The sequence below is a fragment of the Streptomyces tibetensis genome, from assembly GCF_007655005.1.
Classification (GTDB): domain Bacteria; phylum Actinomycetota; class Actinomycetes; order Streptomycetales; family Streptomycetaceae; genus Streptomyces; species Streptomyces tibetensis.
In genome coordinates this window covers 249,656-265,443 of the sequence record NZ_SZVW01000009.1, presented here as the reverse complement: position 1 = coordinate 265,443, position 15,788 = coordinate 249,656, and the positions used below count along the sequence as shown (strand labels likewise).

The window sequence follows — 15,788 nt, the reverse complement described above, 5'->3', positions numbered from 1 at the left end:
GCGACCTGGTCTCATCACCCGGTCTCGTGTGCCGCTCGGGGGGAGCAAGTGCTGTTGACCAGCACTCGTATGACCACATTCCTCCCATCGCGTTCAGACGGGGGAGGAACAGGAATGTCCGACACCTGGCGCGCGGGCCGCCACTGTGGCCTGCGCCATTCGGCCATCGAGCCCGCCGCGCACAGCGCTTCCGGGTCGTAGAGGGCCTGGCTCACTCTCCGGCCCAGCACAGCGATGGTCGGCGACTCCGACTGAAGAACGACAGAGCGATGGGCACGCCGATGTGCCGCTTCCCTCTGCCGTCGCGGTTCCTTCCGCCCCTTCGACGCATCACCCACGTGCCGAGGCTCCGTTGCGCCCGCGCACAAGCGTTCCCCCACCTCTCACCCATGGAGACGTTCTTTGAGACGGGCCGGAAGACACACGTACGCGCGTGTTCCCATCAGTTGCGCCATCGCCACCGCGATCGCCTTCGGAACCGCGATCCAGGCGCAAGCCGCTCCCCAGCAGGCACCGACGCCGCCCCCGAATGCCGCCGAGGGGTGGTCCGGCTCCGCCGCGCCCCGCGTGAAGGCGGACGAGAACGGCCACAAGGACCGCGTTCCCGCCAAGAAGCGCAGCAAGGTGCTCGGCAGCGGCTACACCAAGTCCTCGGACACCGCGTGGACCACCATCGGTGACGCCACCGGCTTCCACCTCATGACCGCCGACGAGGCCGACGGCTACCGCTGGAAGACCGCGGCGACCCTCGTCGAACCCGGGTTCTCCGACACCGACACCTGGATCGGCAACGCCTGCGTCACCGCCTCCGGTGACCGCGCCATGGTCGCCTACGCGCCGCGCACCTTCACCAACAAGCCCAACCTCATGGCCCGGGGCGCCTTCACGGCTGCCGTGGACCTGAACTCGGGCGAGGTCACGAAGCTGCCGTACCAGGCGAGCCTCGCCTACTTCTCGCCCGGCTGCGGCGACGGCGAGCAGGCGGTGCTCTCGCAGTTCACCGACGAGAACACGTCGGACCGGAACGAAACCCGTCTGATCACCGTCGACGCCCGCACGGGCAAGACGAAGAAGACCACGGTGAAGGGCCAGATCACCTCCGCGGTCCCGACCCCGGGCGGCATCGTCGCCGCGCAGGGCAACGCGATCGTCCGGATCACCGGCGACGGGAAGACAGAGCTGGTCACGCGCACGGAGAACACGCCCTTCAGCCTGTCCGTCACCAAGGGCGGCGGCATCGCCTTCCTGGACCGCACGCACGACGCGCGGGCCGCGAAGAAGGTACTGGCCCGCGGCGCCACCGCGAAGCCCGCCGAGGCCGCGTCCGCCGGCAACACGTCCGAGGTCAAGTACCTGACCGGCGGCCAGCTCAAGGGCAGGGCTGTCAAGGCCCGAACGGTCGCCGAGGGCAACCTGACGGGTATGGACCTCACCCGCGCAGCCGACGGGACCACGATCGTCACCGGCGCGGCGGAGAACGTCGGCAATCTGCCGAAGGACGTGCGGAACCCGGGCGGCATCGACAAGGACGCCACCGCCTCCACCAGAGCCCGCGCCGTCGTGGACTCCGCGTGGGCCGACGGCAAGGACACCCGCATCCGCCCCTCGGAATACGACACGGCGCGCACGGCCCGCATCGAGATGAGCCACCTGCCCACCGGCAGCGAGCCCGTCTTCGAGGCCAACCCGGCCGCGTCCCCGGTCAATCCGGACCCGGCCGAGGGCCAGGACCGCTCCCCTGCGCTCGGCACCGCCCCCTCCAGAAGCGGTGGCACGGTGGGCGGCAAGAAGACGTCGCTGCTGAACATCGCGGAGCCGGAGTCGGAGCGCACCTGCGCCGTGGAGCGGGGCAACCCGCAGAAGCAGGCGTTCCAGCCGAAGCCACGGCAGATCGAATGGGCCGTCGACCGGGCCATCGAAGGCACGATGGACCAGCACGTGAAGCGGGCCGCCAACTGGAAGAACATGGGCATGGGGGCCTACTCGCCGCAGGCCCTCATCGGCGGCCTCACCCCGCTCTCCGGCGGCGGGCGCATACCGGCCCAGGTGTTCCTCGGCATCACCGCCCAGGAATCCAACATGTGGCAGGCCACGCGCTTCGCCGCACCGGGCACCACCGCCAACAGCCTCATCGGCAACTACTACGGCCTCGTCCACAACGAGCACGGCGAGGTCGACGACCCCTGGGCCATCAACTGGCCTGCCGCTGACTGCGGTTACGGCATCACGCAGGTCACCGACGGTATGCGGCTGCCCGGCAAGCCGTACGAGAACGGCGAGGTGCGGCCGTCCAAGCCGCGCGCGTACCAGGACGCCGTCGCGCTGGACTACACCGCGAACGTCGCGGCGGGCGTGAACATCCTCGCCGAGAAGTGGAACCAGACCCGTAACGCCGGCCTCACCGTCAACAACGGTGACCCGAAGGCCATCGAGAACTGGTTCTTCGCCCTCTGGGCCTACAACTCCGGGTTCTACGAGCAGGCGGACGCGGGCAAGAACGGGGGCAAGTGGGGTGTGGGCTGGGCCAACAACCCGGCAAGCCCCACCTACAAGCCCAACCGGACCCCGTTCCTGGAGAACGAGAACGGTGGCGACGACTACTCCCACGCCGCCAAGCCGCAGTTCTGGCCCTACCCGGAGAAGGTCATCGGCTGGGCCGCGCGCCCGCTGGAAGCGCTGGAGGCGCCGGGCACCCTCGTCCACGGTTTCCGGCCGGCCTGGTGGACCGAGCCCATGTTCCGCACCCTGGCCAAGCCGCCGGTCGCCCTGTTCTGTGACGGCTCCAACGAATGCGACCCGGGCAAGATCAAGGAAGGCGCGTCGAACGACTCGCCCGCGACGGGTCCCTGTCAGCGTTCGGACTTCCGGTGCTGGTGGAACAAGAAGGTGGAGTGGAAGAACTGCGGAGCCGGTGCCTGCGGCAACGAGATCTTCCGCTTCAACAGCACCTACCCGGAGGAGGCGGACGGCAACTCCCACCCGCCCCGTTGCGACTCCGGCATCCCGGGAACCACGTACATCGTCGACAACGTGAACTCCGGTCAGCGGATCGCGGGCAAGGACGGCAGACGCTGCTTCGACACCGGCAAGTCGGACGGCTCGTTCAAGTTCGACTTCGCCACGCCCTCGGCCAAGATGGACACCCATCAGCTCGGTGTGGGGTACGGGAACCACGTCTGGTTCTCCACCACCCACAAGGGCAGTTCCCCGGGGACGGATCAGCGGCTGAAGGCCACCGGCACCTGGACCGGCCCCAGCGCCGTCAAGGGCTGGACCCGGGTCCTGGTCCACATGCCGAACGTGGCCGCACGGTCCCAGCAGGCGACGTACTCGGTGTCGGGCACCGACTCCAAGTCTCCGAAGCGCGTCGCTCCGCAGCGCATCCGCAGCAACGAGTGGCGCTCGCTCGGCGTCTTCAACTTCACCGGAACCCCGTCGGTGTCCCTGTCCAACATCACCGAAGAGGCTCCGGGCGTCGACATCGCCTGGGACGCCATCGCCTTCCAGACGCTCGGCGCCAACCCGACGCACGTGGTCGGCATGGGTGACTCCTTCGCCTCCGGCGAGGGCGCCGACAACGAGGGCGGAAAGGACTACTTCCGGGAGACGGACTACAAGGAGGATCTCGGCAGCAGCGAGATCGTCAACAAGTGCCACCGCTCCAAGCAGGCCTGGATCCGGCAGGCGACCCTGCCCGGCAGGTCCCAGTCCATCGGAAAGATCTCCGACGACTACGGCAACGTCGACCTGAGCTTCATCGCCTGCTCCGGCGCCCGCACCTACAACGTCTGGTCGGGCGGCAAGGGGCAGCAGAACTCGCCGCCGCAGATGGACCTCGGTTACCTCGACCAGAACACGGACATCGTGACCATCGCCATCGGCGGTAACGACTCCCTGTTCACGGACGTGTTCAACGAATGCGTCTGGAAGGCCGGACTGAGCCTCTGCCAGAACGCCGAAATCGAGAAGCGGAACCCGGACACGGGCGACAAGACCGGCGAGATGACCGGTCCGCTCAAGGACTTCATGCCCAACTGGCTCGCCAACGAGGTCAAGCCGAGGATCGTCAAGGTCCTCAACGAGATCAAGACCCGTGCGCCGCAGGCCAAGGTCTACCTCGTGGGCTACCCGCCGCTGCTGTCCGGGAACGGTCAGTGCATCCCGGGCATCGGAACCGAGGAGGCGCCCTGGCTGAACGACGAGGTCGCTCCGAAGCTGAGCCAGGAGATGAAGGCCGCCGCGACGTCTGCGGGAGCCACGTTCGTGGACCCCGCGTCCGACTTCAAGGACAAGGCGATCTGCGGTGACCCCGAATCCATCCACGGTATCGTCACGGACGGCCGGTCCGAGGCGGACAACGACGCGCCCAACCCGTCGATGAAGTCGTTCCACCCGAAGATCTCCGGCGCCCGGCTCTACGCCAACGCCCTGGAGCGCGCCCTGTAGTACCTGAGGGACCGGCCACGTAGTGGTCGCCGTCCGCACACCTCCGTGGGTCCCAACACACTCGTGCTGGGGCCCATCGGCCTGCGAAGAGCGAGGAGTTTCGTCATTCGGTACGTACGCCACGCCAAGGGCGCCCTGACCGTCGCCGCCGCCACCGCGGCCTGCCACGGCATCATGTCCGGCGGCTACGCGTGGTCACGCGACAGCGCGACCGCGAGCGGGGACACCATTTTCGCCGGCGCCTTCGAGTTCCTCTTCACCACGGCCGCTTCGTGGGCGCTCATGCCCCTGCTGCTGTGGTTCGGCATGCTGGTGCTGCGGGAGACCGGCAACACCGTGTTCGTCCTCGTCGGCGGGCTGGTCTGGGTGGTGCTCTCCGGCTACTTCATCGACGACATCGACCATGCGGGCGGGCACATACCGATTCCGGCCTTCGCCGCGTACGTTCTTCTCGGTGCAGCGCTGGCAGGCGTCGGCCACCGGCCGGACGACGCATAGGACCACGAAGGGGCGGTCTCACCGGACCACCGGCCCGGTGAGACCGCCCCTCTTCACACCGTCACGACTTCTTCGGGCACTCCTTCCACGCCAGGTGGTAGACCGTGCTGATGTCCCCGTCCGTGGAGTCCATCGTCATGAAGCTGACCTTGTTGGCCGACTGGGTGCCGGCGTTGACGCGGAGCTCGGTGTTGATGTTGAAGTTGCGCTGCACTCCGCAGGGCGCGTAGACCAGCTGGGCCCAGTCCGTCTCGTCGGTGGCCTGCCAGTTGTCGTTGTACGGGCCGCTGAAGGGGTGGTTCTTGGACACCGTGCTGGGCGAGCCCTGGAAGTAGTACGAGGCCCGCTGGGAAGCGGTCGCGCCGGGCTGGAGGGCGGCGAAGCCCCGGTAGTCGGCGCTCGCGATGGCGTAGGTGAAGCCGCCGGGGACGTGGACCTTCAGGTTGAGCTGGCAGTTCCTGCGGAACGCGGTCGGGTCGGAGTTCCCGCCGGCCTGGGCGAGGTAGTCGCTGTAGGTCACCGTGAACGCCGTGTTGTCCTCGGAGACGGCGACCGCTGCCGTGCCCTGCGGGCAGCCGGAGCCGTTCACCGTGGCGACCTGGATGACGATCTTGTCCGGGGGCGGGTCGTCGAACCCGGAGGGCGAGGATTGCGCGGGAAGTGCGCTGGTGAGCAGCGCGGCGATCGCGCCGCTCAGGAGCAGGCCACCGGCCATGGTTCTCCCATTCCGTTCGTGGGGGGTGGATCAAGGCGACAGGCAAGGTGCATTGCATGGGCATGTCAAAGTGACAGCGCATGCACCCCCGGTCTGTGACCGTTCCATGAAGGAGATGTGAAGGCCGGGAGCGGTCGCATCGTACGCAGGGCGGCAGGGGCGGGCCAGATAGCTCTCCGGCCATTCACACTGGCGGGAATTCACCCGGGATGCCGGTGGGCGCATAGGGTGCGTTGCACCAGTGCGTCAGACCGAGGACATCCCGAGGACGGAATGAGGATCACGCACAGCGTCGCGCCCGGCGGCCGCCCCTCAGGGGTTCTCCCAGGCAGCCGGTTCCGCAGCCAGCCGCTCCACCGGCTCGGGCAGCGCCCCGGCCGCGAGGTCGGCGACCGTCACACCCTCCAGGATCCTGCGCACGTTGGCCCGCAGGGCGATCCACAGCGGCAGCAGCGGCTCGGCGGTGCCGGAGTAGGCGAGGCCGGTCGGCCGTTCGCCGCGTACCGAGACGATCGGCCCGTCCACAGCGCGGATGACGTCGGCGACCGTGATCTCCGCGGCCTCCCGGGCCAGCCGGTAGCCGCCGCCCCCGCCGCGCCGGCTGTCGACGACACCGCCCCGGCGCAGATCGCCCAGGATCCCCTCCAGGAACTTGTGGGGGATGTCCTGCGCGGTGGCGACGGCCTCCGCCTTGACCGACCCCTCCCCCTGCCGGACGGCCAGCTCCACGACCGCTCGTACCGCGTAGTCCGCACGTGCCGAGATCCTCATAGGACCATTGTCGCCGTCACCCTGTAGACATTGAGCACACGTACCTCGCACCACAGCGAGCACACCCACCCCGTACGACAAGCCCACGCATCTCGCACCACGTATCGCAAGGCACAACAGGAGGCGCTCCCTTGGAGCTCAGCAGGCGTACCTTCCACGCTCTGGCCGGCACGGCGGCGCTCGGCTTCGCGCTGACCGGCAGCGGGTCGCCGACCTCCGCCAACCCGGCACGCACCGCGCCCACCGGCCCGCCGCCCCCGGTGCCGAGCGCGGACGGCCGACCGCACGAGATCGGCTTCGACCACCACTCGCTGATCGTCGACGGCCGTCGCCTGGTGCTGTGGTCGGGCGAGATGCACCCTTTCCGGCTGCCGAGCCCGTCGCTGTGGCGTGACGTGCTGGAGAAGATGCGTGCCCACGGCTACAACGCCGTCAGCGTGTACGTCGCCTGGAACCACCACTCCCCCGCCCCCGGCCGGTACGACTTCACCGGCGTGCGCGACCTGGACCTGTTCCTGCGGACGGCCGCCGAGACGGGGCTGTACGTCATCCTGCGGCCCGGGCCGTACATCAACGCGGAGGTCGACGCCGGCGGCTTCCCCGGCTGGCTGACCGCCACCGAGGGCCGGGCCCGGACCTCCGACCCGACCTATCTGCGCTATGTCGACGAGTGGCTGACCGCGGTGAACGCCATCGCGGCCAAGCGCCTGTTCACCCGGGGCACGGGCACGGTCCTGCTCTACCAGATCGAGAACGAGTACGACGCGCACGTCGACGAGCCGTCCGGGCGTGCCTACATGTCGTACCTGTACGAGAAGGTCCGCGCCGACGGCATCGACGTGCCGCTGTTCCACAACGACAAGGGACGCGACGGCGCCTGGACACCGGGGTCGTTCGGCACCGGCGGGGAGAAGGGGCGCTGGCTGTACGGGTTCGACGGCTACCCGGAGCCGGACCGGGTGCCGCCGGACTGGGGGGCGTTCGGGGCCGGCGGCAAGGAGGGCGGGGCGACGGCCAGTCCGCGCACGCCCGGGTTCGTGCCCGAGTTCGGCGGCGGCTGGTTCGACCCGTGGGGCGGGTCCTGGTTCGACGGCAAGGGGTACGCCGAGGCGCGCCGGACCCGGGACGCGGCGTACGAGCGGCGCTTCTACCTCACCAACCTCGCCAACGGCATCACGCTGCACAACGTCTACATGACGTACGGCGGCACCTCGTGGGGCTGGCTGCCCGCGCCGGCGGTCTATACCTCGTACGACTACGGCGCCGCGTTCGACGAGGCCCGCAACGCCACCCCGAAGCTCGCCCCGATGCACCAGATCGGGCAGTTGCTGCGGTCCGTGCCCGACCTCGCCAAGCTGCGCCGGGCGAAGGCGGTGCGGGCGACCGACGCGCGGATGAAGGTCTACCACCTGACCAACCCCGACACCGGGGCCCACTTCTACGTCCTGCGCAACGACACGGGTGAGGCTCTCTCCTCGACGCTGCCTGACGCCGGGATCGACGAGCCGGTCACCGTCCCGGCCCGGGACGCCAAGCTGATCGCCGCCGGCCTGAACCTCGGGAAGCGGACACTGGTGCACTCCACCGTGCAGCCCATGGTGAGCCTGACCGCAGGGCGGCAGGACATCGCCGTGTTCGTGGGCCGCCGGGGCGAGATGGCCCAGGTCGTCCTGGAGTGCGCGGACGAACCGACGCCCATGCGGCTGGACGCGGAGCCCGCCTGGGCCTACAACCTGGGCAAGCTGTTCATCACGGCCCCGCTCGGCGCCGGCGGGCTGAGCCGGGTGCGGGTCGAGGGCGACGGTGTGGACACTCCGATACTGGTGCTGTTCGCCGACGACGCCACCGCCCTGCGGCTGTGGCCCCGCGAGACCCCGTCCGGCCCGCTCCTCGTCTACGGCCCCGCCCTGCTGCGGTCGGCCGAGCTGCGCGGCTCGACGGTCCACCTCACCGGCGACACCATCGGGCAGACCGGCCTGGAGGTGTGGGGGCCGCGCGGGATCACCCACGTCATCTGGAACGGGCGCCCGGTCGCCACCCGGATCAGCGCCTCCGGCAGCCTGCTGGCGCTGCGGCCGCTGCCGGGGGTGGTCCGGCCGGCCCTGCCCGCACTGGAGGGCTGGCGATGGCGGGCCGGGAACCCGGAGTCCGAGCCGGACTTCGACGACTCGGACTGGACGACGGCCGACAAGGAGACGACCTTCAGCAGCACGCCCGTGCCCGACGGGCAGCCCGTCCTGTTCGCCGACGACTACGGCTTCCACTACGGCGACGTCTGGTACCGAGGCGAGTGGAGCGGCGACGACGACATCGCGTCCGTGTCCCTCGCCTACAGCACGGGCACGCAGGGCCTGTTGATGGCGTGGCTGGACGGCGAGCCGCTGGGCACGCACCGGATGCCGGTGCCGGACAGGGACCGGGCACGACAGGGGACGTGGACCGCGAAGGCCGACTTCGACCTGCCGGAGAAGCTGCGGGAGAAGTTCCGCGAGGAGCGGGAGAAGGAACAGGAACAAAGTCGGGAGCAGGACGGGAAGCGTGAGAGGCACGTGCTGTCCGTGCTCGTGCGGCGGATGCAGCACGACATGGACGGCGAGGCGCGCGACACGCACAAGGCCGCACGCGGTCTGACCGCCGTCACCTTCGAGGGCGGCTCCCCCGAGGTGACGTGGCGTATCCAGGGCGCCGCCATGCCGGATCCCGTGCGCGGTCCGATGAACAACGGCGGGCTGCACGGGGAGCGCGAGGGCTGGCATCTGCCCGAGTACGACGACGGGAACTGGAAGGGCGCCGAGCTTCCCCGGTCCGAGCGGCGGCAGGGTGTCGCCTGGTACCGGACGGACTTCCGGCTGAACGTCGACCCCGGCGTCGACGCCTCGGTCGGGCTCGTCCTGGACGACGACCCGGGCCGCGCCTACCGCGTCCAGATCTTCCTCAACGGCTGGAACATGGGCCAGTACATCAACGACGTAGGCCCGCAGCACACTTTCGTTCTGCCGAACGGGATCCTGCGCACACGGGGTGCCAACACACTGGCGTTGGCGGTGTTGTCCGACGGAACCACACCGTCCGGGCCCGGGGACGTACGGCTGACACTGCTGGGCGCGGCGGCCGGAGGGGTGCCCGTCGAACCGGTGTGACCGGATCGAGCCGTCCTCGCGCATTGCCTTCTGCGGCCCGCTGGTTCACCGTGTTGACCCTTCAGCGCTGCCGACAGGGAGGGGAACCTGGTGCGCAGACGGCGGTTCATCAGCGGATTGGCCGGTGTCGGGGCGGGTCTGGGACTCGTCCCGGCGAGTGGCGGGCCGGTCGCGGCGGCGGCCGCCCGGGCGACCGGGGAGGCCCGTGCGTGGCAGGCCGTGCCGGCACCGGACGGCGCACCGGCCGCCCAGTTGCGGGACGTCGCCGCTGCCGGGCGCGGCCTGGCGTGGGCCGTGGGTGAGGAGGGCCGAAGCGGAGGCACCCTCGGCTCGCCACTGGCTCTGGTGTGGGACGGCACGGCATGGGCGCGGACCGGCCTCACCCACCTGGGTTTCCGCGGCTACCTGCACTCGGTCGCCGGGACCTGCGCCCGCTCGGCGTGGGCGATCGGCACCGACACGGCCGGCCGCACGCACCTGCTCGCCTGGGACGGCGGAACCTGGCGGGAGACCGACTTCCCCGGCCGGGGCGAATCCGGCACGTCCCTCACCGGCGTCGCGGTCGACCCGGGCGGCGGAGCCTGGTTCTCCGGGCGCACCTCGGACGGCCGGCTGCTCCTGCACCACGACGGCGGCGCCTGGACCTGGCTCCCCGCACCGTCGAGCGCGCCCACGGTCACTCCCTCGGGGGTCCAGCTCACCCCGCGCGGCGACGTCTGGCTGTACGGCGTCGGCATCGTCGCCCGCTGGAACGGCTCCGCCTGGACCGAGCTGCCCGCCTACCAGGGCATCCGCGCGAGCATCACGGGGCTGCTGCCGGTCGCCGACGACGACCTGTGGCTGGTCGGCTACGACTACGGGGTGGGCGGCCCGGTCGGCAAGCCCCCGGGCGTGCTGCTCCTGCACGGTGACGGCAGCACCTGGCAGGGCGTCACCGAACCGTTCGGCGTCGGCATGCTCAACGGCGTCGTCGCCGACGCGCGGGGCCGTCCCGACCGGATCGCCGGCTGGGACTTCTGGGACCAGACCCGGGCCCACTACCTGCGCTGGGACGGCACGGCCTGGGTGAGCGAGCGGGGGCCGGTGGCTTCGACCCCCGTCGTCATGAACGCCCTGGCCCGGGTGCCGGGTTCGGACGGCTACTGGGCGGTCGGGACGACCTCGACGTCGGCGTCCTCGGCCGCCCTGCTGCGCATCGAGCGCTGACCGGCGGCTGTCAGGCCAGCCGGATGACGTTCCAGGACAGCGGCTCCAGGACGGCGCCGAGCGTGCCGTCCCTCAGGGCCGTGCCGTCGACCGGGTGGGGAGCGACCCGCTCGGGGTCGTCGAGGGTGTTGCGGGCGTCGGGGTCGGCGTCCGCGAGGGCGCTGTGCTCGACGACCCGTGTCAGGTCGAGGCCGCTCAGGGCGACTTCGAGGGGCAGGGCGTCGGTGCGGCTGCGGTTGACGGCGAAGACGGTGACGGTGCCGTCCTCGGCCCGGACGGCGGTGGCGTGCAGGAGGTCGGTCTCGCCGTACTTCTTCGTCTCGTACGTCGGCGAGTCCACGCGGACGTCCAGGACCTGGCCGCGGCCGTGCTTCGACGCCTGGGCGAACGGGAAGAACGTCGTCTGCCGCCAGGCCGGGCCGCCGGGCTCGGTCATGATCGGCGCGATGACGTTGACGAGCTGGGCGAGGCAGGCGACCGTGACGCGGTCGGCGTGCCGGAGCAGGGCGATGAGGAGCGAGCCGAAGACGACCGCGTCCATGACGCTGTAGTTGTCCTCCAACAGGCGCGGGGCCTCGGCCCAGTCCCGCGCGCCGGAGTTCTCGATCTCGTGCCACTGCGAGATGTACCAGACGTTCCACTCGTCGAAGGAGAGGTTGATCTTCTTCTTCGACTTCAGCTTCGCGCCGATGTGGTCGGCGGTGGCGACCACGTTCTCGATGAAGGACTCCATGTCGACGGCGGAGGCCAGGAAGGAGTCGACGTCACCGTCCTCGGGCTGGTAGTAGGCGTGCAGGGAGATGTGGTCGACGAGGTCGTACGTCTCCTCCAGGACCGTCGCCTCCCAGGCGGCGAAGGTCGGCATGGACTGGCTGGAGGAGCCGCACGCCACGAGTTCGACGCCCGGGTCGATCTGGCGCATCGCGCGGGCGGTCTCGGCGGCGACCCTGCCGTACTCCTGGGCGGTCTTGTGGCCGGTCTGCCAGGGGCCGTCCATCTCGTTGCCCAGGCACCACAGCTTGATGCCGAAGGGGTCCTTGTCGCCGTGCGCGGCACGGAGGTCGGACAGGGCCGTGCCGGCGGGGTGGTTGGCGTACTCCTGGAGTTCGATGGCCTCGGCGACGCCACGGGTGCCGAGGTTGAGGGCCATCATGGGCTCCGCCTGGGGGCCGACCTTCTTCAGGAAGGCGATGTACTCGGAGAGGCCGAAGCGGTTGGTCTCGGTGGAGCGCCAGGCGAGGTCGAGGCGGCGGGGGCGGTCCTCGACGGGGCCGACGGAGTCCTCCCACTTGTATCCGGAGACGAAGTTGCCGCCGGGGTAGCGGACGGCGGTGACGCCGAGTTCGCGGACGAGGTCCAGGACGTCGGTGCGGATGCCGTCCTCGTCGGCGGTGGGGTGGTCCGGTTCGAAGATGCCGGTGTAGACGCAGCGGCCGAGGTGTTCCACGAAGCTGCCGAAGAGGCGGGGGTTGACCTCGCCGACGGTGAATGCCGGGTCGAGGGTGAAGCGGGCGGTGTGCATTGCTTGCCTTTCGAGGTTCAGTTTCGTCTGCGGGTTTGTGGGGGTTTGTCGCGCCCACGCGGCGGAGTCGCACATCGGGCACAGCCTCGCGCCCCTGACAGAAGGGCGCTATTGCCCTGCCAGGCCTGTGTGGGCCACGCCCGCCACGATCTGTCTCTGGAAGAACACGAAGACGATGATCAGGGGCAGGCCCGCCATCAGGCCGCCGGCCATGAGTTGGGCCCATTGGATGCCGTAGGAGTTCATGACGGTCGCGATGCCGTTCGGCATGGTCATCAAATCGGGGTTGTTGGTCACCATGTACGGCCAGAGGAAGTTGTTCCACGAGGCGATGAAGGTGAAGATGCCGACGGCGGCGAGGGACGGGCGGGAGAGCGGGAGGACGATGGTGAAGAAGACCCGCCAGCGGCCCGCGCCGTCGATGAACGCGGCCTCCTCCAGCTCCCGCGGGATGCCCTGGAAGAACTTGTAGAGGATGTACACCATCGCGGCGGGCGCGCACTGCGGCAGGATCATGCCCCAGTAGGTGTCGACCATCCCCATCTGCTGGACCGTGGTGAACAGCGGCACGCCGAGGACGGCGGGCGAGATCATCAGGCCTGCCATGACCAGGCCCATCAGGACGTTCTTGCCGCGGAACTCGGTGCGGGCGAAGCCGTAGCCGGCGAGGGCGCTGACGAGGAGCACCACGGACGTCACGCAGACCGAGACGACCAGGGAGTTCACGAACCAGTTGGTGATGTTGCCGGACTCGAACAGGGCCTTCCAGGCCTGGCCCGTCCAGTCCTTCGGGAGCCAGTGCGCCGGGACCTCCACCGCCTCGGTCTCGGACTTGAGCGAGGTGAACAGGCCCCAGGCGAAGGGGGCGAGGAAAACGACCGACACGGCCGTGCCGAGGAGGGTGAGCAGGATCTGGCTGGGCGTCCACGCCTTGGTGGTCATCGGGCGCTCTCCTCACGGTTGCGCAGCAGCCACATCCGGGCGAAGGCGACGGCCGCGATGATCACGAAGAAGATGACGGAGATCGCGGAGGCGTAGCCCACGCGGTAGCTGGTGAAGCCCTCTTCGAGGGTGAACTGCACGAAGGTGCGGGTCGACTCCTCGGGGCCGGGGCCGAAGTCCATCATCACCACGGCCTGGTCGAAGACCTGGAGCGAGGCGAGGATCTGCAGGGCGATGACGAGGCCGGTGATGTTGCGGAGCATCGGAAGGGTGATGTGGACCATGCGGTGCCAGGCGTTCGCCCCGTCCAGCCGGGCGGCCTCGTAGAGGTGGCCCGGGATGCCCTGGAGCGCGGCGAGGTACAGCAGGAAGCTGAAGCCGACCGTCCACCACAGGGTGGTGATGACGAGAGCGAGCATCGCGTACGACTTGTCGGTCAGCCAGGGCGTGTCGAGGCCGAAGACGTGGTTGACCATGCCGGTGCCGGGGTTGAACAGCCACTGCCACAGGTTGCCCGCGACGGTCGACGGCAGCAGGAACGGGGCGAAGAAGCACAGCCGCCACAGCCACTTGCCGCGTTCGATGTGGTGGGCCAGCATCGCGAGGAGGAAGGCGAGGACGGTGATGCACGGCACGACCAGGAGCGTGAAGTACGCGCTGTGGCCGAGGGAGTCCCACACCAGGGGGTCTCGAAGGGCCTCGCGGTAGTTGTCGAGGCCGACGAAGCTCGCGCCCTCGCCCGTGATGTTGGCGTCCGTGAAACTGAGGTAGACGCCTCTCAGGAGCGGCCAGATCACGAACAGGGCGAAGAGGAGCAGGAACGGGGCCACGAACCAGCCGCCGTGCTGGAAGCCCTGACCGCGGCGCAGGGTGGCGCTCGCGGCGGCGGTCTTCGCGCGTGCGGGTGCGGGTGCGGCGAGGGTCCGGGCGACAGCGGGGCCGGTCCGGGGGCTGGTCGTCATGCGGCCGCGCCTCCTTCCGCGGCGGTCATGCCGTCCATGGGGTTCTTCATGGCCAGCAACTGGGTGAGTGCGCCCTTCATCCGGCGGGCGGCGTTCTCGGGCCGGGTGGAGCCCATCGTCGAGGCGGCGACGATCGGGCCGACGCGCTGGGCGAGGATGCCGGTGGAGCCCGCGAACCACACCTTCGGCTCGGTGGCCTGGTGGTTCATGGCGGAGACGTATTCGCTCTGCGGGTCCAGCTCCTTGTACGCCGCTGTGGACAGCGTGGGCGTGTACGCGGGGATGTGGCCGCCGGCCGCCCACTGCCGGGCGTGGGTGACGACGTAGGCGGCGAGTTCGTGGGCGGCCTCGTTGGTGGCGCCGCCGCGGTCGGACTGGTGCGGCAGGACGAAGGCGTGCGACTCGGCGTGCGTGGCCTGCTTGCCGAAGACGGGCGGCAGCGGGGTCGCGCCGTAGTCGAGCTTCGCGCCGGAGTAGACCGGGACCGACCAGTTGCCCTCCCAGACGAAGGGGGAGCCGTTGATGAACTGTTCGGCGCCGGCGGGGCCCGCGAAGCCCGGGTCGGCGTAGCCGTCGGTGAGGTGCCGGCGCAGGAACGTGAGGACCTGGACGGCCTTGTCGGTGTCGAAGGTGACCTCGGTGTTCGCGGCGTTGAACCAGGTGCCGCCGAGCTGGGTGTAGAAGGCGACGAAGAACCACCACTGGAAGTTCTGGTCGTTGGCCCACAGGCCGATGGTCTGGAGCCCCTTCTTCGTGGCCCGCTTGGCCTCCTTGAGGACGCCGAACCACTCGTCGGCGGAGGTGACCGGCACGATCCGGCCGTCGGTGCCCAGCAGCCCGGCCTTCTTCAGCACGTCCTTGCGGTAGAAGCAGAGCTGGACGTGGATGTCGAGCGGGAGGGCGTAGAGCTTGCCGTCGACGACGGCGCGCTTCCACAGGGCGGGGTTGAAGTCCTCCTGGCGGACGCCGTACTTGGCCAGCAGGCCGACGTCCCAGGGGTCGAGGAGGCGGCCGGGTGAGAAGCCGGTGACGCGGCCCAGGTGCATGACGCCGAGGTCGGGGGCGCGGTTGCCCGCGGCGGCCATGGCGAGCTTGGTGTAGAAGGGGTTGCCCCACTGGAGGGTGGAGTCCTTGACGGCGATGTCCGGGTTGGCCTTACGGAAGGCGTCCAGCATCGCGATCATGTTGGAGCCGTCGCCGCCGCTGAAGAGGTTCCAGTAGCGCACGCGCGGGTGCGTGCCGGCGGCGAGTGCGTCGGCTCCGGTGCCGACCGCGGCGAAGCCGAGGCTGCCGGCGACGATGAGTCCGCCGAGCCCGCCGAGAAGCTGCCTGCGATTCAGGTCAGGTCGTCCCATGCCCTGCCCTTGCGATCGATGACGGAGGTGCGTTCGATATTTCGGATTGCGCTCGTCACTTCGAACGGGACCGTAAATTCGAAGCGCTTGCACGTCAATGGTCCGGCCCGACGTCGGTCGGGACTTTTCCGGACAGGAACGGTCGTTCCCCATGGAACATCGGACGTCGGATCGCATGACGCGCACACTTTCGGGCGCGTAGTCTCGGATGCGCCGGCGGGCCTCGGCCGG

At 69.8% G+C, this 15,788-nt stretch carries 10 protein-coding genes; 4 read left to right on the top strand and 6 right to left on the bottom strand.

Annotated features, from left to right (window positions below; translation table 11 throughout):
* Nucleotides 1-402: 402 nt before the first annotated feature.
* Together FDO69_RS17595 and FDO69_RS17590 are read left to right on the top strand one after the other, a co-directional pair.
* Nucleotides 403-4,446: a GDSL-type esterase/lipase family protein gene (locus tag FDO69_RS17595; RefSeq protein WP_104780763.1), complete on the top strand. Its 4,044-nt coding sequence runs from the start codon at nucleotides 403-405 to the stop codon at nucleotides 4,444-4,446.
* Nucleotides 4,447-4,491: 45 nt separating this feature from the next.
* Nucleotides 4,492-4,944, top strand: coding sequence for a hypothetical protein (locus tag FDO69_RS17590; protein WP_104780762.1), 453 nt, complete (start codon nucleotides 4,492-4,494; stop codon nucleotides 4,942-4,944).
* Between the two features lie 61 nt (nucleotides 4,945-5,005).
* Here FDO69_RS17590 and FDO69_RS17585 read toward each other — a convergent pair whose 3' ends face one another.
* Together FDO69_RS17585 and FDO69_RS17580 are read right to left on the bottom strand one after the other, a co-directional pair.
* Nucleotides 5,006-5,659 carry a DUF4360 domain-containing protein gene (locus tag FDO69_RS17585; RefSeq protein ID WP_104780761.1) on the bottom strand — a complete coding sequence of 218 codons (654 nt, stop codon included), beginning with the start codon at nucleotides 5,657-5,659 and terminating at the stop codon, nucleotides 5,006-5,008.
* A 312-nt stretch (nucleotides 5,660-5,971) separates the two neighbouring features.
* Nucleotides 5,972-6,430, bottom strand: a complete 459-nt coding sequence (locus tag FDO69_RS17580) for an RrF2 family transcriptional regulator (RefSeq protein ID WP_104780760.1) — start codon at nucleotides 6,428-6,430, stop codon at nucleotides 5,972-5,974.
* A gap of 131 nt (nucleotides 6,431-6,561) precedes the next feature.
* Between FDO69_RS17580 and FDO69_RS17575 the strand changes: the two genes are divergently transcribed.
* Together FDO69_RS17575 and FDO69_RS17570 are read left to right on the top strand one after the other, a co-directional pair.
* On the top strand, nucleotides 6,562-9,570 hold the full coding sequence (locus FDO69_RS17575; RefSeq protein WP_104780759.1) for a glycoside hydrolase family 35 protein: 3,009 nt from the start codon (nucleotides 6,562-6,564) through the stop codon (nucleotides 9,568-9,570).
* Between the two features lie 90 nt (nucleotides 9,571-9,660).
* Nucleotides 9,661-10,776, top strand: coding sequence for a ligand-binding sensor domain-containing protein (locus tag FDO69_RS17570; RefSeq protein ID WP_234387972.1), 1,116 nt, complete (start codon nucleotides 9,661-9,663; stop codon nucleotides 10,774-10,776).
* A gap of 10 nt (nucleotides 10,777-10,786) precedes the next feature.
* Here FDO69_RS17570 and arfA read toward each other — a convergent pair whose 3' ends face one another.
* The 4 genes from arfA to FDO69_RS17550 form a co-directional block, all read right to left on the bottom strand.
* Nucleotides 10,787-12,298 carry an arabinosylfuranosidase ArfA gene (gene arfA, locus FDO69_RS17565; RefSeq protein WP_104780758.1) on the bottom strand — a complete coding sequence of 504 codons (1,512 nt, stop codon included), beginning with the start codon at nucleotides 12,296-12,298 and terminating at the stop codon, nucleotides 10,787-10,789.
* 108 nt (nucleotides 12,299-12,406) lie between these two features.
* Nucleotides 12,407-13,240 (bottom strand): carbohydrate ABC transporter permease, encoded by an 834-nt coding sequence (locus tag FDO69_RS17560; protein WP_104780757.1) that lies wholly within the window; start codon nucleotides 13,238-13,240, stop codon nucleotides 12,407-12,409.
* The gene (locus FDO69_RS17555) at nucleotides 13,237-14,202 is read right to left on the bottom strand and encodes a carbohydrate ABC transporter permease (protein WP_104780756.1); all 966 of its coding nucleotides are present in this window, start codon (nucleotides 14,200-14,202) and stop codon (nucleotides 13,237-13,239) included. Before FDO69_RS17555 ends, FDO69_RS17560 begins: the two co-directional genes overlap by 4 nt.
* Nucleotides 14,199-15,557 carry an extracellular solute-binding protein gene (locus tag FDO69_RS17550; RefSeq protein WP_104780755.1) on the bottom strand — a complete coding sequence of 453 codons (1,359 nt, stop codon included), beginning with the start codon at nucleotides 15,555-15,557 and terminating at the stop codon, nucleotides 14,199-14,201. Before FDO69_RS17550 ends, FDO69_RS17555 begins: the two co-directional genes overlap by 4 nt.
* Nucleotides 15,558-15,788 lie beyond the last annotated feature (231 nt).